This window comes from Aquibium oceanicum (assembly GCF_001889605.1).
Lineage (GTDB): Bacteria > Pseudomonadota > Alphaproteobacteria > Rhizobiales > Rhizobiaceae > Aquibium > Aquibium oceanicum.
The window spans coordinates 2,409,333-2,429,019 of record NZ_CP018171.1; the positions used below are offsets into that span (position 1 = coordinate 2,409,333).

Genomic DNA, 19,687 nt, shown 5'->3' on the forward strand with positions numbered 1-19,687 from the left:
CGTATCGGATTGCACTGGCAAGGAGTTAGACGGCTGCCAACAGAGCAACGGCTGGAGCACGGAGCCGGATTTTCCTCCCGTCCGATAGATGCGAGCTACGACTGCTCGACCTCGAGGACGAAAGCGGTGGGCGGGATTTCGTTTCGGACGAGGTTTGCGACACTCGGATCCATGTCGGCGGGATCGAAGATTCCGGTGCCCTGCAGGGCCTTGCGGATGTCGATGTGGCGGCCAAGATAGCGAAGCAGGACCTTTGAGGCGCCGGGCTGGCGTCCCCGCCGGACCGGCCCGCCGGTCTGGATGCCGAGAAGATCGCCGACATCGGCCCGGTAGGAGGGATAGAGGGTCATCTGCGTGATGGAGCTCTTCATCAGGGCGTCGTGCTCGACGATGTAGATCCGGTTGGCGAGCAGGAACGCCGCGCCCAGATACTTGGCCACGCTGTGGACGGACTGGCCTTCGCGGACGCGGGCGCGTTCGACGTTTTTCCAGAAGTAGCGCCCGTCGGCGGCCGTGATGGCCGCGAGTGAGCGCGTGATGCGGCCCGGTCGGCCGAAGGAATAGAAGTAGCGGTAGTAGTAGCCGACATAGTGGTCGAGCGGTCCGCTTGCGGCAAACAGGTCCTCCACGAAACCGTAGGCCTCGTGGCGCGACATGTCGGCGCCCGCCGGACGTCGCAGCGAGACGATCTCGCGGAACTGGCGCGGGTCGAGTAGGATCTCGGCCTCGGTCACCCCCCAGTGGTCGCATATCCGGCGCATGTTGTGACGAGACGGCCGCGACGTGCCGGCGAGATATCGGTTGAACTGCTGCCGGTTGATCGCAAGACGTCGGCAGACATCGGCGATCGAGACATGAAATCCGCACAGGAATTGAAGGTTGTGGGCAAAATCGTCACGCATGCCCCATTCGCTACCTGAAGCGTTGAAAGTGTCAACCCGCGAATGAATGCGAAATTGCGTGACTCGCGCGACCGGGACTTAATGCAGCGGTCGATCGAGGGATGTTGCATGCGCGTCAGGACGGACTTTCCATTCGCGGTTCGCGAGATCGAGCATCTGGACATTCCGATGCCCGACGGATGCCGGCTCGCCGCTCGCATCTGGATGCCCGAAGGCGCGGAAGGCGCGCCCGTCCCCGCGATCCTCGAGTATCTACCTTATCGGAAGAACGACCTGACGCTGCGGCGCGATGCGATGACCGGCCCCTATATGGCGGGCCACGGCTATGCCTACGTCCGCCTCGACCTGCGCGGCAGCGGCGACTCCGACGGTGTGATGGCGGACGAGTACCTGGCGCAGGAACTCGAAGACGGTGTGGAGGCCATTGGCTGGATCGCCGCGCAGCCGTGGTGCGACGGAAATGTCGGCATCGTGGGGATTTCGTGGGGCGGCTTCAACGGCTTGCAGATCGCCTATCTCCAGCCGCCCGCGCTCAAGGCCGTGCTGACGCTCTGTTCGACCGACGACCGCTACGCCGACGACGTCCATTACATGGGCGGGGCCCTCCTGGTGGACAATCTAGCCTGGGCTTCGCAGATGTTCTGGCGCAACACCCTGCCGCCGGACCCGCGGAACCGACCCGACGACTGGCGCGACCTGTGGCGGCAGCGGCTGGAGAAGAACGGCCTGTGGGTGGAGAACTGGCTCGAGCACCAGACCCGCGACGCCTTCTGGAAGCATGGATCGATCTGCGAAGACTTTTCCCGCGTCACCATCCCCGTCTACGCGGTCGGCGGCTGGGCCGACGGTTATTGCCGGGCGGTATTCCGCCTCATGCAAGGCCTCTCGGGCCCGCGCAAGGGGCTGGTCGGGCCCTGGGCGCACGCCTATCCGCACATCGCCCGTCCGGGTCCGGCGATCGGATTCCTGCAGGAATCGCTGCGCTGGTGGGACCACTGGCTGAAAGGCCACGACACCGGCATCATGGACGAACCGATGCTGCGGCTCTTCATGCAGGATCCTGCCCTGCCGCAGACGAGCTACGAGGGCCGCGAAGGACGCTGGGTCGCCGAACCGTCGTGGCCGTCACCGAACGTCGAGCCGACACGCTACGCAGTGTCCCCCGACATGCGCCTTAGCCCGGACGGCCAGGGAGAGGACGCGATGTTTGAGGTGCGCTCCCCCTTCACGGTCGGTATGGCCGCCGGCAAATGGTGTTCCTACGCGGTCCCGGGCGACCAGCCGGGCGACCAGCGGACCGAGGATTGCGGGAGCCTCGTTTTCGAGACCGAGCCTCTGGCGGAGGCGATCGAGATCGCGGGCGATCCGGTCGTGGAACTGCGTGTCGCCGCCGACTGTAGCGTGGCGCAGGTGGCGGTCCGCCTGGTCGACGTCCATCCCGGTGGAGCTGCGACGCGCGTCAGCTACGGCGTGCTGAACCTCACCCATCGCAACGGCCACGAGGAGCCGGAACCGCTCTCGCCGGGCGAATTCCAGGACGTGCGCGTGCAGATGAAACACGTGGCGCAGCGTTTCCCGGCCGGACACCGGATAAGGCTCTCGATCTCGAGCAGCTACTTCCCGATCATCTGGCCGTCTCCCGAGGCCGTGACGCTGACGGTGCAGACCGGCGGCACCGCGCTCATCCTTCCCGTCCGGCCCGAGCGCCCAGAGGATGCCTCGCTGCGTCCCTTCGAGGACCCGGAAGCGGCCGCGCCGCTGGAGATCGAGGAGATTTCGCCCGCCGACGTCAGGGCACAGGTGACGCACGACCTGATCAGCGGTCGCGCCGTTATGGAGACGACGGAGACGTCGGGCATGTTCCGCATCGTCGACAACGACCTCACGATCTCGAAGACGGGACGGGAGCGGTACGGCATCGACGGGAGCGGGCCGGGCAGCGTTTCCGGCGACGTCGACTGGACGGTCGAGCTCTCGCGCGGCGACTGGCACTTTCGTTCGATCACCGAGACGAACCTCACCTCCGACGAAAACGCCTTCCGGATCCGCGCCAGGTTGCGGGCCTGGGAGGGAGACGAACTCATGCACGAGCAGGAATGGGACCGCACGATCCCCAGGCGACTGGTGTGACGTAGCACGACATAGGGATTGCAGGCGGCGGCCGAGGCAGGACGCCCGTGACGCTTCTCTCAGACAATCGAGCAACCAGGGGAACGAAGGAAATGAAAACGACACATCCGACACGGCGAAGCTTCCTGGCGGGAACGGCCGCCCTCGGCGTGGCAGGCACAGCGGGATTTCCGCGCTGGGCATTCGCACAGGAACGCGTGCTGCGGCTGCGCTACGATGGAGACGCGACGATTCTCGATCCCGGATACATGATCGGGGGCACCGACGTAGAGACGCAGAAGCAGTGTCTGCCGTTCCTGACCGAGTACGTCGTAAAGGACGGCACCGTCTCATGGCAGCCGACCTACTACGTCAAGAAGTTCGAACAGCGCGATCCGACGCATCTCGACTTCGAACTCGAGGACTTCCTCGAGTGGAGCGGCGGCCACGGGCCGGTGACCGCAGCGGACGTGAAATACTCGCTCGAGCGCATGAAGACCACCGACTGGTCGGGCTACTACGACGCGATGGACCACGTCGAGGTGACGGGCGAACGCACCGGCACCATCGTTCTGTCTCAGCCGTTCGCGCCCTTCATCATCGTGACGCTGTGCCATGGCACCGGCGCCATCCTCAGCGAAAAGGCCATGAAGGAGGTCGGCGAGAAGTTCACGACCGAATTCCCCGCCATCGCCGGCCCGTACCTCTACGAGCACATCCCCGGCCAGCGCGTCATCTTCACCAGCGACCCGAATTGGAAGGGTCCGAAGCCGGATTTCGACCGGGTCGACTGCCACATCATTACCGAGGTCAAGGCGGCCGAGCTGGCCTTCGAGGCGGGCGAGCTCGACTGCACCGAAATCGGTGCCGACACGCTGGCGCGCTACAACGCCGCCCTGCCTGAAGATGCCAAGCTGACCGTGGCGGGCGAACTTCAGTACATGTGGCTCGGGATGAACACCGACCATCCGAAGCTGAAGGACAAGAACGTCCGGCGCGCCATCCAGCACGCGGTCGACGTCGATGCCATCATTCAGGGCGCCTATTCGGGCACGACCGCCAAGTCCAACGGCATCGTCTGCCCGGGACTGGTCGGCCATCGCGATGCCACGAAGTTCTACAGCTACGATCCCGACAAGGCCCGGCAGCTGCTGGAAGAAGCGGGCGTCTCGGACCTGACGCTCCGCCTCCAGACCCTGAACAACCAGGAGCGCATGCTGACGGCACAGATCATCCAGGCCAACCTAGGCGCAATCGGCATCACCGTCGAAATCCTGCCGCTGGACAGCGGACCGTTCTGGGACGCGGGCATGGAGGACAAGGGCGACGCCTGGAAGGACATCGAGCTGCACATCATGCGCTTCAGCAGTCAGCCCGATCCCTACGAAGCGATGCAGTGGTTCGTTTCCGACCAGGTCGGCGTGTGGAACTGGGAGCGCTGGTCCGATCCCGAGTTCGATGCGCTCTACAAGGAGGGCATCGCCGAGAGCGACCCGGCCAAACGCGCCGAGATCTACCTGCGCATGCAGGACATCATGGAGGAGACCGGCGCCTACGTCTGGATCAACCACGAGCCGGAGCCCTATGCCCACCGCGCGTCGATCGAGATATCCTCTGCGCCTTCGGGCGAGCTGGACTATCGGCGCTTCAAGCAACTCTGATCGGCAGCCGGCCGCTCGCAGGAGCGGCCGGCTTTCCAGGCAAACCATGCGACAGACGATGCTCAACCGCCGCGACGACAACCGGATTTCCGTATCCGGACGCATCGCCTTGCGAACAGGCGAGAGAGCGGCGGGATGACGCTTTATCTCGTCAAGCGGGTCGGCCTGTCGCTGGCCATCGTGTTCTCGGTGGTGCTGCTTCTCTTCTCGCTCCTGCATGTCATTCCCGGCGACCCCGCCACCATCGCGCTCGGACCGCGCGCGACGCCCGAGGTGGTCGAGCGGTACCGGGAACGCATGCATCTCGACGAGCCGCTCGTCACCCAGTTTGTGCTGTTCATCGGCAACGTCGCGCGCGGCGATCTCGGCACCGACGTGTTTTCCGGACGCAGCGTCGGCCTGATGGTCTGGGAGCAACTCGGCTTCACGCTCGCGCTGGTGTTTGCCGGCCTCGGCTGGGCGGTGCTCGTGGGCATACCGCTTGGCGTGCTCGCCGCGGTGCGTCCGGGCAGTTGGTTCGACCGCGCCACGGGCGTGCTTTCGGTCGCGACGATCGCGATCCCGTCCTTCCTCGTGTCGATCTGGGCCCTGCTGGTCTTCTCGATCTGGCTGCGCTGGCTACCGGCGATCGGGGCAGGGGAGCCGGGCGACACGCTCGATCAATTGAGCCATCTGGTCCTGCCCGCCTTCGCGGTCGGGCTGGGCTGGGTCGGATATCTGGCGAGGATGGTGCGCGCGTCGATGCTGGAGGTCATGGGCGAAAGCTACATCCGCGCCGCCCGCGCCTTCGGCATCCGCCCGCGGAAGATCGTCTTCCGATATGCGTTGCGCATCGCGATCCTGCCGACGATCACGCTGGTGGGCCTCGGATTCAGCGGGCTCCTGTCGGGCGTCGTGTTCGCCGAGGTGATCTTCGCGCGACCGGGCATCGGCAAGCTGATCTACGACACCGTCCTCAACCGCAATTTTCCCGTCGTCCAGGGCGCCGTCATTGTGGCGACCTCGCTCTACCTCGTCATCACCCTCGTTTCCGATCTCGTCGTCGCGATGCTGGATCCCCGTGTCCGTGAATCCCTCTGAAGCCCTCCAGCCACGCGAGTCCGCGGCCCGCGAGCGCGCAGCCAGCCTGAAGCTGTTCCTGAGCAACTGGCAGGGCGTCGTCGGGCTTGTGCTGGTCATCCTGTTCTTCGCCAGCGCGCTGCTGGCACCCTGGATCGCGCCGTACCATCCCGCGGCCATGGACATTCCGGCGAGGCTCTCGCCGCCGACCCTCGATCACCTAGCCGGCACGGACCAGCTCGGGCGCGACACGCTTTCGCGCGTGCTGTGGGGCGGGCGCATCGCGCTGCAGGTCGCGGCGATCGGCGTCTCGGTGTCGCTGGTCGTCGGTCTGGCGCTCGGCATGATCGCCGGCTACGGACCCCGCTGGCTGGACAATCTCCTTCTCTTGCTCTTCGATGCCGTACGCGCCTTTCCCACCATCGTGCTGGCGATGGCTACGGTCGCGCTGACCGGCCCGAGCCTCGGGCTGGTGCTGGCGATCGTCATCATTTCGTCGATCCCGCACTACGCGCGAATGGCCCGCACGGCGACGCTCGCCATCCGCAGCGCGGAGTTCATCCTGGCGCAGCGCTCGCTGGGAGCGAGCACGCCGCGCATCCTGCTGCTGCACATCCTGCCGAACGTTGCCGGGCCTCTGCTGATCCTCGCGGCCATGGACGTGCCGGTCGTCGTGACCATCGAGGCGGGGTTGAGCTTCCTCGGGCTTGGGGTGCGGCCCCCGCAGGCGAGCTGGGGCACCATCCTCAACGAGGGATACCTGGTGATCCGCGACACGCCGTGGCTGGTGGTCGCGGGCGGCGTCCCGCTGGTCCTGACCACGCTCGGCTTCACCTTCCTGGGCGAGGCGCTGCGCGACGTGCTGGACCCGCGATTGCGGCGGGGGCGGTGATTGTGGATGCGCTTCTCGAAATCCGCGACCTGAACGTCGATTTCGCCACCTCGCGCGGTCGCGTCAAGGCACTGCGCAGCGTCGACCTGAGCGCCAAGCGCGGCCGCATCCTCGGCATTGTCGGCGAGAGCGGCTCGGGCAAGAGCACGGTCCTGTGGTCCATCCTCGGGCTACTGTCCGGCAACGCGACCGTGCGGTCCGGAACGATCCAGCTGGAAGGCCGCGACCTTCTCGGAATGCGCGAGAGCGAACTGCGCGCGATCCGCGGCGAGCGCGTCTCGACCGTGTTCCAGGACCCGATAACCTCGCAGATACCCGTGCTCACCTATGGCCAGCAGATGCTGGACGTGCTGGAGCGGCGGCCGGAATCGCGCGAGCAGAAGCGGAAGCGGGCGGTCGAGGCCATGCGCCGCGTCGGCATCCCCGATCCCGAAATGCGCGTCGGCCAGTATCCGCACCAGTTCAGCGGCGGCATGCGCCAGCGGGCCGGCATCGCCATGGCCATGATGACCGAGCCGGCGCTGCTCCTGGCCGACGAACCCACGACTGCGCTCGACGTGACGACCGAGGCGCAGATCATCCGCCTCATCCGGGAACTCCAGCAGGACCTCAACGCCACGGCCATCGTCGTTTCGCACAATCTGGGGCTGATCGCGGAACTCTGCGATGACGTGGCCGTGATGTATGCGGGCGAGGTCGTCGAGCAGGGCGAGGTCCACGCCATCTTCCACGGCGCCAGCCACCCCTATACGCGCGCGCTGCTCGAATGCGATCCGGCACGCGTGACGAAGGCGACGCGCCATCTGCCGGTGATCCCGGGCGAGGTGCCCGACCTGACGGCGCCGCCTCCGGCCTGCGTCTTCGCCGGCCGCTGTCCCCGCACCATGCCGGTCTGCCACGAGACGAAGCCTGGCGATCACGTCTCGCGGGCAGGCACCGTGGCGCGCTGCCATCTCGTGGCCGGCCCCTGTGCCGACGCGGACTGGCCCCCGCCGCTGGACGTCGCGACCGTTCCGCGCGGGTCGGCGATTGCCGAACCTGCCATCAGGTCCGAGACCGGCGGGGAACCGCTTCTGGACGTTCGTGACCTGCACGTGCATTTTCCGGTCGCCCGGCGTTTCGGCTCGTCCGGACCGCGCCACATCGAAGCCGTCGCGGGCGTATCCCTGCAACTTGAGGCGGGCCGGACAGTGGGACTGGTCGGCGAAAGCGGATCGGGAAAGACGACGCTCGGCCGCACGATCCTCAATCTCGGCCCGTCCCATTCCGGCAGCGTGCGCTTCGAAGGCCGCGAGGTCCTCGGCCTGCCCGAGCGCCGCTTCGTTGCCCTGCGCCGCGACATGGCGATGATGTTCCAGGATCCGATCGGTTCCCTCAGCCCGCGCCGCACCGTGCGTGCGCTGATAACGGAGCCGTTTCAGATTCATGGCATCGGCGGCCGCGACCTCGATTTGGAGGCCGAGCGGCTGTCCGACATGGTGCGTTTTCCCCGCGCCTTCCTGTCGCGCTATCCGCATGAACTCTCGGGCGGTCAGGCGCGGCGCGTCGGCGTGGCCCGCGCGCTGGCGCTGGAGCCGAAGCTGGTGATCGCCGACGAGCCGACGGCCGGCCTCGACGTCTCGGTCCAGGGGGAGATCCTGAACCTGATGAACGAGCTGCAGGCGGCCAAGGGCCTCGCCTACCTTCTCATCACCCACAATCTCGCCGCCATCCGCCACGTCAGCGACCGGCTGGCGATCATGTATCTCGGGCGCATCGTCGAGGAAGGGCCGACCGAGGCGGTATTCGGCGCGCCGGCGCATCCCTACACGCACGCCCTGGTGGAAGGCGTGCCGCGCCCCGACCCCGACCATCGGGCAGCGCCGGTTCCCATCCTCGGCGAAGTTCCCAGCCTGGCCCGGCGGCCACCGGGCTGCGAGTTCCACCCCCGCTGCCCCTTCGCCCGCGACCGCTGCCGCAGCGAAGCGCCGGCCGCGCGCACCGACCAGGCCGGACGCTCGTTCCGCTGCCACTACCCGCTTCACGAAGCGGGTTGACGCAAACCGGGAGTGGAGCTGCGAGCGGCTGGCTGCGTGTCCAGCGATAAATTGCACATGTCGCGGGGTAGGCACCGCGCCGTGCGACCTCACCCCGCCCGCAGGCGGCTTTCTCGGAGCAGGCCCTGGTCTTCCAGCACCGGGTAGGCGATGGAGGCGAGCAGGGAGTTGATCTGCTTCAGGTCGCGGATCGTGTCGAGGTGGATGGAACTGGTCTCCAGGCTGCGCACAGTGCCGTCGCGCAGGCGCGCGAAATGGTTCTGGCTGGAGGATTTCTCCATGTCGCGCAGCCGGTCCTTCTCCAGCACCAGCTGGCGGGCGGTCTCGGCGTCGCGCGAGACCAGCACGTTGAAGGCGAGCCGCGCGTTGGCCGCGACGGAGGCGTGGAACTCGGCGAGTTCGCGCCAGCCTTCCTCCGTGAATTCGAGGCCGCGGTCGAGCTTCTTCTGGACGTGGACGAGCATGTTGCGGACGACGATGTCGCCGACCTGCTCCAGCTTCACGCAGGCGCCGATCAGTTCCTGGCAGCGCAGCGCCTCGTCCTCCGACAGAGGATGGACGGTCATCCGGGCAAGATAGAGCTTGATCGCGGCATGGCTGCGGTCGACGCGGTCGTCCAGCGTGGCGAGGGAGCGGATGCCTTCGGCGTCGGCATGGACATAGAGTTCCATCACCCGCTTCAGCATTACCTCGATCGTTTCGCAGACGCGCACCACCTCGCGCGTGGCATTGGCGAGCGCCTGGGCCGGCTTGTCGAGCGCCTTCTCGTTGAGCGCGCTGAGCTCGGCGACGGCGATGTTGGGGGCTTCCGGCGTGGCCGCGCCGACGAGCCGGGTGGCCAGCGCATGGATCGGACCCGCGATGGGGATGCCGGCCAGCGCCAGAGCGGCGTTGAAGAGGATGTGGGCATGAATGAGCTGGGCAGGCACGGTCTCGCCGAGGAGATGGATCGGCGGATCGAGGAGAACGATACCGGCCAGCACCACGACCGAGCCGGTGCCGCGCAGTATGAGGTTGCCGATCGGGACGGTACGGGAGGCCGGCGGCGAGGCGCGCGAGAGCACCGCCGCGATCGCGCAGCCGCCAAGATTCGCACCGAGCACCAGCACGACGCCGAGCTCGGCCGGAACCAGACCGCGCGCGGCCAGCGCCGCCACCAGGAGCACCGCCGCGACGCTGGAATGGAAGAGCCACGTCACCACGGCCGCGATGATGAAGGCGGTGACGGGATCGCCGGCGAGATAGCCGACCACGACGGGGAGCAGGCGGCTGTCGCGCAGCGGTTCGGAGGCGTGACCGATCATCTGGAGCGACAGGATCAGAAGCCCGACGCCGATGAGGATGCGCCCGATCTGGCGCCATTTGCGCGCCGCCGTGGTGAGAAACATGGCCGTTCCCGCGACGAGGCACATTGGCGCGAGGAGGGCGAGATCGAAAGAGAGCAGCTTGACCACCATGGCCGAGCCGACGTCGGCGCCGAGCACGGTGATCAGCCCCGCCGTGCCGGAGATGATTCCCGCACCCGCGAAGGAGCCGATCAGGAGCGAGGTGGCCGTCGCGCTCTGCAACGCCACCGCGAGCCCCGCGCCGGCGAAGACCGCGCTCACGGGATTGCGCAGGATGCGCCGCAGCCGGTGGCGCAACAGGTCGCCATAGGCACGCTCAACGCCGGTGCGCACCATCCGCGTGGCCCACAAGAGAAGCGCGACCGCGCCCGCGAGATTGAGGAGGACGAGCGATCCGGTCATTCCAGGATGCCCTGGAAGGTGCCACCGTCGGGATAGTTCGGGAAAGTCATAGTAGACCAAACCATTCTAATTGCGGCCGGTTCCGCGTCAGGTTCTTTTAGCCGGATAATGTTCCGTTCCACAGTAGATGTCGATACGCGGCGCGACACATCGCGCCGGTTTTGCGCTACGCATGGTGGTGAAGCCCGCCATTTGCCTGTGGGCATGGGGCCGAAAGGGAGAGGGGAGCATGAGCCTCGACCGCTTCTCGCGAAACAGAATGGCCGTAGCTGATAAGCGGTCGGCACCGGCTGGTTTACACCACTCGATTTCGCGGGCAGAGTTTCGGCCGAACGAACAACCCGGAACGTCCGTATGCCTGCCACGATCACCGATACCGACCGCCGGGAGGACTGCTGATCCATGTGCCTGATGTGCGAAACGGCGGCGCCTGCATTCGGCGAGTTCGGCATGACGGAACGGCCGTCGGAAGAGCTTCGCGGCGTGTTCTGGGAGGGTTCGCACGAAGAGGCGGCCGCCGGGGCGGTGCGCGCGATGCTGAAGCGGGTGCAGGCGCACTGCGGCGCCGGCAAAGCCTCGCTCTGGGACGGCCCGATCGTCGGCGTCTCTTGGAGTACCGGACCGGGGCGCTTTCGCACCTTCGTCGGGATAGAGTCCGCCACGGTCGGGACTGCGACCGACGCCGGGCTGGAGACGCTGACGCTTCCTGGACACAGATACGCTACCGCGTGGCACGGGGCGGAGGACGGCGACGTGGTGGAGCGCTATGGCCGGATGATCGAATGGATCCGGATGGCCGGGCACGCGCGCAGCCCGGACGGGCCGCATCATCGGGAGGAGTATCCCCGGGAAAGCGATTTCGACGCGACCCCGGTGCTGCGGCTGATGCTGCCGGTCACCTGATCGGCCCTTGCCTCGCGCGGTTCCTCCCGCCATCGTGAAAGCACCCCACCGAGATGTGAACGACGGACATCGCGCCCGACATGGGATCGTGCGGGCAGACGGGCTAGGCTGCGGCCTTCGATCGATGGAGGCCCGGCATGAGAGCTACGATACCAGTCCTGATGCTCGCGATGTTGGCGGGGAGTCTCGCAGCGGCGGCGGGGGAGGCGGATGTGGAGAACGTCCGGGTCACGGCGGCGCCCGGCGGCACCTACCGTTTCGACGTCACGGTTCGTCACGCCGACGAAGGATGGGATCACTATGCCGACCGCTGGGAGGTCGTCGGCGATGGTGGGGAGGTCCATGCGACGCGCGTGCTCCTGCACCCGCATGTCGACGAACAGCCCTTTGAGCGCAGCGAGGCCGGTGTGGCCATTCCGGACGGCATCGCGAAGGTGACCGTTCGCGCGCATGACAGTGTGCACGGCTTCGGCGGCAAGGAGATGACCGTCCCGCTCCCGGGCCGCTGAGCCTCCCCGGTCAGGCGCGGCGGCGTCGCAGCGGCCACATCGCCAGAATGCCGAGGAAGGGACCGGCCGCCATGGCCGCGAGGACCAGCGGCCACCCGAAGGCCTGGGCCGCGACGGGCGTCGCCTGCACCGTCACGATGGTCAGCGCGAAACCGATCGCGGTCTGGAAGGTGAGCAGGCTGCCGGCAAGGTGCGGCGGCGCATTGTCGGCCACGATGGCCGAGAACTGCGCCGAATCCGGGATGACGGCGATGCCCCACAGGATCACCAGCGCCATTGTGAGCGCGGGCGGTCCGCCGAAACTCGCGGCCGTCAGCAGCGCCGCAAGCCCGCTGGCACCCATGGCAAGGATCGTCACCTCGGCCTTGCCGACGCGGTCGGCCGCCCAGCCGGCGGGGATGCAGGCGAGCGCTCCGAGCGCGATGGCGAGGAAGGCGGTGAGCTTGGCGAGGCTCGCCGCCGCGTCCGGAGCCATGGTGAATGAAAACGAGGCCGCGGCTGCCGCGCCGACCCAGGCCCACATGGCGAAGAGCTCCCACATGTGGCCGAAATAGCCCAGATACGCGCGGCGGATGGCCGGATCGGTCCAGGCGAGCCCGATGGCCGACGGCTCGAACCGAGCGGCGCGGGCATGATGCGGTCCTAGGCCCGTCGCGAGCACCACCAACCCGCCGAGGCCGGCGAGCGCCGAGGCGGCGATCACCGTCAGGCGCCAGTCGGCCCCGCCGAGGAAGGCGGCGAGATAGGGCATGGAACTGCCGAGCGTCAGCGCCGCGACCAGCAGGCCGACGAGGAAGCCGCGGTCGCGCAGTCCCCAGCCGACGATGATCTTCATGCCCACCGGGTAGACGCCGGCAAGCAGTGCGCCGGTGGCGAACCGCAGCGCGATGGCGGGACCGCTGCCGACGGGCACGGCGAGCAGCGCCAGATTGGCAAGCGCGGCAGAGACCGCGCTGGCAGCGAAGACGCGCCGGGGGTCGAGCCGGTCGGCCATGCCGCTGATCGACACGACCAGCGCGCCGACGACGAAGCCGGCCTGGACGGCGCTCGACAGCAAGGCCTGGCGCGTCTCCGATATGGTCGCCTCGCGGACCATGTCGGGGAGGATGGCGGCCGAGACGAACCAGAGGCTCATGCCGCCTATCTCGGCCAGCACGAGAAGGAGGATCGAGACTGTCCTCGACGCCGCCGGCCGTGGCCGACCGCCGGCGGGCGGGATTGTCACGCAAGCACCAGCGCGCGGATGCCGTCGGCGACGAACTGGACGGCGAGCGCGGCGAGGATGACGCCGAGGAGCCGCGTCAGGATCGACCGTCCTGTCTGGCCCAAAAGGCCATCGACACGCTCGGCGAGCAGGAAGACCAGGTAGGTCAGCGCGATGCAGACGAGGATGACCCCGACGAGCACGATCTGCGCGGCGAGGCCGTCCATCGATCCGGAAAGCAGGACCGTGGCCGAGATCGCACCGGGCCCGGCGATCAGGGGGATGGCCAGCGGGAAGGCGGCGATGTTGTGGATCTGGTCGCGGGTGATGGCGGTGTCGGCGCTCTTTTCCTTCCGCTCCTGGCGGCGCTCGAAGATCATCTCGAAGGCGATGAAGAACAGGAGCAGCCCGCCCGCGACGCGGAAGGCGGGCAGGGTGATGCCGAAGACCGACAGGATCGCCGCGCCGGCGACGGCGAAGAGCGCCAGCACCAGGAAGCCGATGATGGACGCCCTGAGCCCGACCTGCCGGCGCTCGGAGCGGTTCATGCCCTTGGTGAGCGCAAGGAAGAGGGGCGCCAGCCCCGGCGGGTCGATGGTGACGAGGATCGTCACGAAGGCATTGAAGATGCTGTCGGCGCTCGGCATCGCTTCCCCCGCCGTTCCGTTGCGAACCCAGTCATATCCTCCCCGGACGCGGCGAACCAGTGCCGCGCGCGGCAGACAGGTGCGGCTGGCGGGAAACCGCGATCCGTTGACCGACATCAAGGCGGCGGTGCCGTCACTCGGCCATCATGGCTCATCGTCGGCACGCAGCCGGCTGTCTTCAACGGACGCGGGAGGAATTCGGCATGTCACATGTGGTGGTTCTGGGTGCGGGGCTGGGCGGCACGATCATGGCCTACGAGCTTCGCGACATACTGGGCAAGGCGCACCGGGTGTCGGTGGTCAACAACGGCAGCAGTTACTCCTTCGTCCCCTCCAATCCCTGGGTCGCGGTCGGATGGCGCAGCCGCGAGGCGATCGAGGTCGATCTCACCAAGGTGTTCGGGCGGCGCGGCATCGACCTGCATCCGCAGGGAGCGAAGCGGGTTCACCCTTCCGAGAAGCGGATCGAGCTCAACGACGGGCAGTCGCTGTCCTACGACTATCTGGTGATCGCGACGGGTCCGGACCTCGCCTTCGACGAGATCGAGGGTTTCGGGCCGGCAGCCAACACTCAGTCTGTCTGCCATGTCGAACATGCTCTGCAGGCCAAAACCGCGTTCGAGGAACTGGTGAAGAACCCCGGCCCGGTGATCATCGGCGCCGTGCAGGGTGCGTCGTGCTTCGGGCCGGCCTACGAATTCGCCTTCATCCTCGACAAGGCGCTGCGCGACGCCAAGGTGCGCGACAAGGTGCCGATGACCTTCGTGACGTCGGAGCCTTACATCGGCCATCTCGGGCTCGACGGGGTAGGGGACACCAAGGGCCTGCTCGAGAGCGAGCTTCGCCAGCACCACATCAAGTGGATCACCAATGCGAAGGTCGACAAGGTCGAGGCGGACACGCTGCGCGTCTCCGAGATCGCCGAGAACGGGTCGGTGCTGCGGACGCACGAACTCCCGCACCGTTTCATGATGATGCTGCCGGCCTTCCGGGGCGTGGAGGCGGTGCGTGGCATCGAGGGGCTGACCAATCCGCGCGGCTTCATCGTCGTCGACCAGCACCAGCGCAATACGGCCTATCCGGAGGTCTTCGGCATTGGCGTATGCGTGGCGATCCCGCCTGTCGGCAAGACGCCGGTCCCGGTCGGCGTGCCGAAGACCGGCTTCATGATCGAATCGATGGTGACGGCCACGGCCCGCAACATCGCCCGCCTGGTCGACGGCAAGGAGCCGGATGCGCAGGGTACGTGGAATGCGGTCTGCCTGGCCGATTTCGGCGATTCCGGCATCGCCTTCGTGGCGCAGCCGCAGATCCCGCCGCGCAACGTCAACTGGTCTGCCTCGGGCAAGTGGGTGCACACGGCGAAGGTCGGGTTCGAAAAATACTTCCTGCACAAGATCCGCTCCGGCAAGTCCGAGCCCTTCTACGAAAAGCTCGCGCTCCAGGTGCTCGGCATCGACAAGCTGAAGGAGGTCAGGATCGAGGGGGAGACGGAAAAGACTCCGGCCTGAGCGCACGCCGCGAGGACTGGCGCGCGAGCGGCGGAAAAGCGGAGGCGCGGGCTTGAACATCGTTCGACACATGCATAAGTGTTCATGTGTTCATTCAATGGAGATCCGCAATGACACTCGATCGCTCCGTCCTCGCCTTCGCCGGCTTCATGGTGCTGCTCTCGGTCGCGCTGACCGTCTGGGTATCGCCGCTCTTCGTCTGGTTCACCGTCTTCATCGGCCTGAACCTGTTGCAGTCCTCCTTCACCGGGTTCTGCCCGGCGGCGGCCCTCTTCAAGCGGTTCGGCGTGAAGCCGGGCTGCGCCTTCTGAGCGACTGGATCCCACCGATGCGCATTCTCCTGACCATCGCGGCCGTGCTGGCGGCAAGCGTTGCCTTGGCCGAGCCCTATTCCGTCGAGCCGACCACCATCACCGAATGGAAGGCGGTTTACGGCCGCGTGGAAGCGCGCGATCTGGTGCCGGCGAGGGCTCGCATCGGTGGCACGGTGGTCGACCTCATCGTCACCGAAGGCGACGAGGTTGAGGCCGGACAGCGCATCGCCACCGTGCGCGACGACAAGATCGACTTCCAGGTCGCCGCGCTCGACGCGCAGCTTCGTTCGCTGGAAGCGCAGCTTGCCAAGGCGCGCACGGAGCTCGAACGCGGCGAGACTCTGGTCAATCGCGGCATCGTCACTGCCCAGCGCCTCGACCAGCTGCGTACCGACGTGGAGGTGGCCGAGAACCAGATCGCCTCCACCCAGGCGCAACGTTCCGTCGTGGTCCAGCAGGGACAGGAAGGCGACGTGCTGGCACCCGCGGCGGGCCGCATCCTCACCGTTCCGGTGACGCGCGGAGCGGTGATCATGCCGGGCGAGACGGTCGCAACGCTCGGCGGCGGTGGTTTCTTCCTGCGCCTCGCCATCCCCGAGCGGCACTCGGCTTCGCTTGCCGAGGGATCGACGATCGCCATCAACGCCGACGGCGAAGAGCTGGCCGGCCGCATGGCCAAGATCTACCCGCAGATCGAGAACGGCCGCGTCGTCGCCGACGTCGAGGTTGACGGGCTCGATAACGCCTTCGTCGATGCGCGCGTGCTGGTCGAGGTACCGGTGGGCGAGCGGCAGGCGATCGTGGTTCCGCGCAGCGCAGTGGTCACGCGCTCGGGCATCGACTTCGTCACCGTCACCGAAGACGGCCGGCAGGTCGAACGCGCCGTCATCCTTGGCGAACCGCTGCGGGGCGATAGCGATGAGATCGAGATTCTGACCGGCCTCTCGGCCGGCGACTTGGTGCAAATCCCATGACATCTTCACAAAAGCCGCTCGGCATCGCGGGCGGCCTGACGCGAACCTTCATCGACTCGCCATTGACGCCGCTGTTCCTGATCGCAGCCTTCGCCTTCGGGCTCGTGGCGCTGATGACGCTGCCGCGCGAGGAGGAGCCGCAGATTTCCGTGCCCATGGTCGACATTCGCGTGAGCGCCGACGGGCTCAAGGCGGAAGATGCGGTGAAGCTCGTCACCGAGCCGCTGGAGACGATCGTCAAGGGCATCGACGGCGTCGAGCACGTCTATTCGCAAAGCATGGACGACGGCGTGCTGGTGACCGCCCGCTTCGTCGTCGGAACGTCGTCCGACGCCGCGGTGCTGCGCGTGCACGACAAGGTGCGCGCCAACATGGATATGATCCCCGTCGGCATCCCCGAGCCGCTGATCGTCGGGCGCGGCATTGACGACGTCGCGATCGTCTCCCTGACGCTCGCACCGAAGCCGGAAGCGGCCGACCGGATCACCGCCAACGATCTCACCCGCATCGCGCGCGAATTGCGCACCGAGGTGGCCAAGATCGACGATGTCGGGCTGACCTACCTCGTCGGCGAGACAAGCGAGCGCATCCGCGTTGCGCCCGATCCGCGCCGCCTGGCGCTCTACGGGATCACGCTGCAGCAACTGGCCGGCAAGGTGGAGAGCGCCAACCGCGTCTTTCCCGCCGGCCGGGTTCGCGACGCGGGCGAGCAGATCATGGTGGTCGCCGGCGAGACGCTCAATTCGCCCTCCCAGATAGGCAATCTGCTCCTGACGGCCCGCGATGGCCGCCCGGTCTATGTCCGCGACGTGGCCGATATCAGCTTCGCCGACGACGGCGAGGAGACCTACGTTTCGACCGTCTTGCGCGACGGCGACAGCCTGTCGCGGCTGCCATCTGTGACGCTGGCGGTGGCAAAGCGCGCCGGCTCCAACGCGGTGACCGTGGCCGAAGAGATCCTGCATCGGGTCGAGAGCCTCGAAGGCCAGCTGATCCCGGAAGAGATCGCTGTCGAGGTGACGCGCGACTACGGCGAGACGGCCAATGAGAAGGCGAACGAGCTTCTCTATCACCTGGGGCTGGCGACGGTGTCGATCATCCTGCTCGTGTGGCTGGCGATCGGGCGTCGCGAGGCGCTGGTGGTCGCCGTCGTCATCCCGGTCACCATCCTGCTCACGCTCTTCGCCTCGCGCGTCATGGGATACACGCTGAACCGCGTGTCGCTCTTCGCGCTGATCTTTTCGATCGGCATTCTCGTCGACGACGCGATCGTGGTGATCGAGAACATCGCGCGCCACTGGGGCATGGGCGATGGGCGTGACCGCAAGCAGGCCGCGATCGAGGCGGTGGCCGAGGTCGGCAACCCGACCATCGTGGCGACGCTCACCGTCGTGGCGGCGCTGCTGCCGATGCTCTTCGTGTCTGGGATGATGGGTCCTTACATGAGCCCGATCCCGGCCAACGCCTCGGCCGCGATGATCTTTTCCTTCTTCGTGGCCGTGATGGTGACGCCCTGGCTGATGCTGAAGACGGCCGGCAAGGCGCCGCTCGCCGCGCATTCCGATCACGCCCACGGAGGCATGCTCGGCCGCCTCTATGCAATGGTGGCGCGGCCGATCCTCTCGTCGAAACTCGCCAGCTGGGCCTTCCTTCTCGTCGTGGGTGTGCTCACGCTGGGCTCGCTTGCGCTGTTCTACACCAAGGATGTGACGGTCAAGCTCCTGCCCTTCGACAACAAGTCCGAACTCTCCGTCACCATCGACCTGCCGGAAGGCTCTTCCGTCGAGACGACGGACGCCGTGGCGCAGGCCGTGGCGGAAAAGGTGATGGAGTTTCCGGAGGTCCGCACCGTGCAGACGCATGCGGGCACGGCGGCACCCTTCAACTTCAACGGCCTCGTGCGGCATTCCTTCTACCGCACCGAGCCCCAGCAGGGCGAGGTCGCGATCAACCTCCTGCCGAAGGCGGAGCGCGACCGGTCGAGCCACGATATCGCGCTGGTCATCCGCGAGAGCCTGGCATCGCTCGACGTGCCCGAAGGGGCGAGCCTGAAGGTCGTGGAGCCGCCGCCCGGGCCGCCGGTGATGGCGACGCTGCTGGCCGAAATCTACGGTCCCGACGGCGAAACGCGGCGCCAGGTCGCGCAGAAGGTGGAGGCGGCGTTCCGCTCCGTTCCCTTCATCGTCGACGTCGACAATTCCTACGGCGAGCAGCCGCGCCGGCTGCGCACCACGATCTCCACCGACGACCTGGAATTCTTCCGGGTCGAGGAGGGCGACGTGTTCGACACCATCGCCATCCTCAACGGCGGCCGGACCGTCGGCTATTCGCACCGCGGCGGCGGCCGGCAGCCGATTCCTATCCGGCTCGAGCGGCCCAAGGGCGACCGGACGCTGGACGAGCGGTTCCTGACGACGCCGATCCCGGCCAACGTGCTGCCGGGCGACCGCGGCGTGGTGGAACTCGGCGACGTGGTGAAGGTGAGCGAGGACCGTGCGTCCTATCCCGTCTTCCGCCACAACGGCCGCGCGGCCGAGATGGTGACGGCCGAACTCGCCGGCGATTTCGAGGCGCCGCTCTACGGGATGCTCGCGGTGCAGGAGGCGATCGACGCGCAGGATTGGACCGGGCTGCCGAAGCCCGAAATCTCCCTGCACGGCCAGCCGCAGGACGAAACCGTCTCCACGCTCCTTTGGGACGGCGAGTGGGAAGTGACCTGGGTGACCTTCCGGGACATGGGCGCGGCCTTCATGGTGGCGCTGCTCGGTATCTACATCCTGGTCGTGGCGCAATTCGGCTCGTTCAAGGTGCCGCTGGTCATCCTGACGCCGATCCCCCTGACCTTCATCGGCATTCTCGGCGGGCACTGGCTGTTCGGCGCGCCGTTCTCGGCCACCTCGATGATCGGCTTCATCGCGCTCGCAGGCATCATCGTGCGCAACTCGATCCTGCTGGTCGACTTCATCCGCCATGCGGGCGAGGAGGGCAGGCCGCTGACCGACGTGCTGATCGAGGCGGGCTCGATCCGCTTCAAGCCGATCCTGCTCACCGCGCTGGCGGCGATGATCGGCGCGGCAGTGATCCTGACCGACCCGATCTTCCAGGGACTGGCGATCTCGCTGCTCTTCGGCCTGGCGTCGTCGACCATCCTGACCGTGCTGGTCATCCCGGCGATCTACAGGGTGCTGCGGACCTGAGCGCCCGGCGTCCGCACTTCG

15 protein-coding genes are annotated in these 19,687 nt (G+C 67.2%); 11 read left to right on the plus strand and 4 right to left on the minus strand.

What is annotated here, in order from left to right; all coding sequences use genetic code 11:
• Positions 1 to 95 precede the first annotated feature (95 nt).
• Entirely contained in the window at positions 96 to 902 is an 807-nt protein-coding gene (locus BSQ44_RS11910; RefSeq protein ID WP_072604342.1) for a helix-turn-helix domain-containing protein, read from the minus strand.
• Positions 903 to 1,010: 108 nt separating this feature from the next.
• Here BSQ44_RS11910 and BSQ44_RS11915 point away from each other — a divergent pair, with 108 nt between their 5' ends.
• The 5 genes from BSQ44_RS11915 (at position 1,011) to BSQ44_RS11935 (ending at position 8,659) form a co-directional block, all read left to right on the plus strand.
• The gene (locus BSQ44_RS11915; protein ID WP_072604344.1) at positions 1,011 to 3,032 is read left to right on the plus strand and encodes a CocE/NonD family hydrolase; all 2,022 of its coding nucleotides are present in this window, start codon (positions 1,011 to 1,013) and stop codon (positions 3,030 to 3,032) included.
• A 92-nt stretch (positions 3,033 to 3,124) separates the two neighbouring features.
• Positions 3,125 to 4,672, plus strand: a complete 1,548-nt coding sequence (locus tag BSQ44_RS11920) for an ABC transporter substrate-binding protein (protein ID WP_072604347.1) — start codon at positions 3,125 to 3,127, stop codon at positions 4,670 to 4,672.
• A gap of 135 nt (positions 4,673 to 4,807) precedes the next feature.
• Positions 4,808 to 5,752: an ABC transporter permease gene (locus BSQ44_RS11925; protein WP_072604349.1), complete on the plus strand. Its 945-nt coding sequence runs from the start codon at positions 4,808 to 4,810 to the stop codon at positions 5,750 to 5,752.
• Positions 5,739 to 6,623, plus strand: a complete 885-nt coding sequence (locus BSQ44_RS11930) for an ABC transporter permease (protein WP_083534714.1) — start codon at positions 5,739 to 5,741, stop codon at positions 6,621 to 6,623. The genes BSQ44_RS11925 and BSQ44_RS11930 overlap by 14 nt, the downstream gene beginning before the upstream one ends.
• A gap of 2 nt (positions 6,624 to 6,625) precedes the next feature.
• Positions 6,626 to 8,659 carry a dipeptide ABC transporter ATP-binding protein gene (locus BSQ44_RS11935; protein WP_072604352.1) on the plus strand — a complete coding sequence of 678 codons (2,034 nt, stop codon included), beginning with the start codon at positions 6,626 to 6,628 and terminating at the stop codon, positions 8,657 to 8,659.
• A gap of 89 nt (positions 8,660 to 8,748) precedes the next feature.
• Here the strand turns inward: BSQ44_RS11935 and BSQ44_RS11940 are convergent, their stop codons facing one another.
• Positions 8,749 to 10,407, minus strand: coding sequence for a Na/Pi cotransporter family protein (locus tag BSQ44_RS11940; protein WP_072604354.1), 1,659 nt, complete (start codon positions 10,405 to 10,407; stop codon positions 8,749 to 8,751).
• Between the two features lie 402 nt (positions 10,408 to 10,809).
• Between BSQ44_RS11940 and BSQ44_RS11945 the strand changes: the two genes are divergently transcribed.
• Positions 10,810 to 11,310 (plus strand): GyrI-like domain-containing protein, encoded by a 501-nt coding sequence (locus BSQ44_RS11945; RefSeq protein ID WP_072604356.1) that lies wholly within the window; start codon positions 10,810 to 10,812, stop codon positions 11,308 to 11,310.
• Between the two features lie 137 nt (positions 11,311 to 11,447).
• A complete protein-coding gene (locus BSQ44_RS11950) occupies positions 11,448 to 11,819 on the plus strand; it encodes a hypothetical protein (protein WP_072604358.1) in 372 nt (123 codons plus the stop codon).
• A 10-nt stretch (positions 11,820 to 11,829) separates the two neighbouring features.
• Here the strand turns inward: BSQ44_RS11950 and BSQ44_RS11955 are convergent, their stop codons facing one another.
• Together BSQ44_RS11955 and BSQ44_RS11960 are read right to left on the minus strand one after the other, a co-directional pair.
• Positions 11,830 to 12,954 carry an MFS transporter gene (locus BSQ44_RS11955; RefSeq protein ID WP_083534989.1) on the minus strand — a complete coding sequence of 375 codons (1,125 nt, stop codon included), beginning with the start codon at positions 12,952 to 12,954 and terminating at the stop codon, positions 11,830 to 11,832.
• Positions 12,955 to 13,040: 86 nt separating this feature from the next.
• A complete protein-coding gene (locus BSQ44_RS11960; protein ID WP_072608022.1) occupies positions 13,041 to 13,670 on the minus strand; it encodes a MarC family protein in 630 nt (209 codons plus the stop codon).
• A gap of 203 nt (positions 13,671 to 13,873) precedes the next feature.
• On the opposite strand from BSQ44_RS11960, the gene BSQ44_RS11965 reads away from it, so the two are divergent.
• The 4 genes from BSQ44_RS11965 (at position 13,874) to BSQ44_RS11980 (ending at position 19,666) form a co-directional block, all read left to right on the plus strand.
• Positions 13,874 to 15,181, plus strand: a complete 1,308-nt coding sequence (locus tag BSQ44_RS11965) for an NAD(P)/FAD-dependent oxidoreductase (protein ID WP_072604363.1) — start codon at positions 13,874 to 13,876, stop codon at positions 15,179 to 15,181.
• A 110-nt stretch (positions 15,182 to 15,291) separates the two neighbouring features.
• Positions 15,292 to 15,492, plus strand: a complete 201-nt coding sequence (locus tag BSQ44_RS11970) for a YgaP family membrane protein (protein ID WP_072604366.1) — start codon at positions 15,292 to 15,294, stop codon at positions 15,490 to 15,492.
• A 17-nt stretch (positions 15,493 to 15,509) separates the two neighbouring features.
• Complete coding sequence (locus BSQ44_RS11975; RefSeq protein WP_072604369.1) at positions 15,510 to 16,469, plus strand: efflux RND transporter periplasmic adaptor subunit; 960 nt, start codon at positions 15,510 to 15,512, stop codon at positions 16,467 to 16,469.
• The gene (locus BSQ44_RS11980) at positions 16,466 to 19,666 is read left to right on the plus strand and encodes an efflux RND transporter permease subunit (protein WP_072604372.1); all 3,201 of its coding nucleotides are present in this window, start codon (positions 16,466 to 16,468) and stop codon (positions 19,664 to 19,666) included. The genes BSQ44_RS11975 and BSQ44_RS11980 overlap by 4 nt, the downstream gene beginning before the upstream one ends.
• Positions 19,667 to 19,687 lie beyond the last annotated feature (21 nt).

Bases quoted from the DNA above. Each gene is read 5' to 3' on its own strand.
- BSQ44_RS11910 (WP_072604342.1), bottom strand. From the start codon at position 902: ATGCGTGACGATTTTGCCCACAACCTTCAATTCCTGTGCGGATTTCAT.
- BSQ44_RS11915 (WP_072604344.1), top strand. From the start codon at position 1,011: ATGCGCGTCAGGACGGACTTTCCATTCGCGGTTCGCGAGATCGAGCAT.
- BSQ44_RS11920 (WP_072604347.1), top strand. From the start codon at position 3,125: ATGAAAACGACACATCCGACACGGCGAAGCTTCCTGGCGGGAACGGCC.
- BSQ44_RS11925 (WP_072604349.1), top strand. From the start codon at position 4,808: ATGACGCTTTATCTCGTCAAGCGGGTCGGCCTGTCGCTGGCCATCGTG.
- BSQ44_RS11940 (WP_072604354.1), bottom strand. From the start codon at position 10,407: ATGACCGGATCGCTCGTCCTCCTCAATCTCGCGGGCGCGGTCGCGCTT.
- BSQ44_RS11945 (WP_072604356.1), top strand. From the start codon at position 10,810: ATGTGCCTGATGTGCGAAACGGCGGCGCCTGCATTCGGCGAGTTCGGC.
- BSQ44_RS11950 (WP_072604358.1), top strand. From the start codon at position 11,448: ATGAGAGCTACGATACCAGTCCTGATGCTCGCGATGTTGGCGGGGAGT.
- BSQ44_RS11955 (WP_083534989.1), bottom strand. From the start codon at position 12,954: ATGAGCCTCTGGTTCGTCTCGGCCGCCATCCTCCCCGACATGGTCCGC.
- BSQ44_RS11960 (WP_072608022.1), bottom strand. From the start codon at position 13,670: ATGCCGAGCGCCGACAGCATCTTCAATGCCTTCGTGACGATCCTCGTC.
- BSQ44_RS11965 (WP_072604363.1), top strand. From the start codon at position 13,874: ATGTCACATGTGGTGGTTCTGGGTGCGGGGCTGGGCGGCACGATCATG.
- BSQ44_RS11970 (WP_072604366.1), top strand. From the start codon at position 15,292: ATGACACTCGATCGCTCCGTCCTCGCCTTCGCCGGCTTCATGGTGCTG.
- BSQ44_RS11975 (WP_072604369.1), top strand. From the start codon at position 15,510: ATGCGCATTCTCCTGACCATCGCGGCCGTGCTGGCGGCAAGCGTTGCC.
- BSQ44_RS11980 (WP_072604372.1), top strand. From the start codon at position 16,466: ATGACATCTTCACAAAAGCCGCTCGGCATCGCGGGCGGCCTGACGCGA.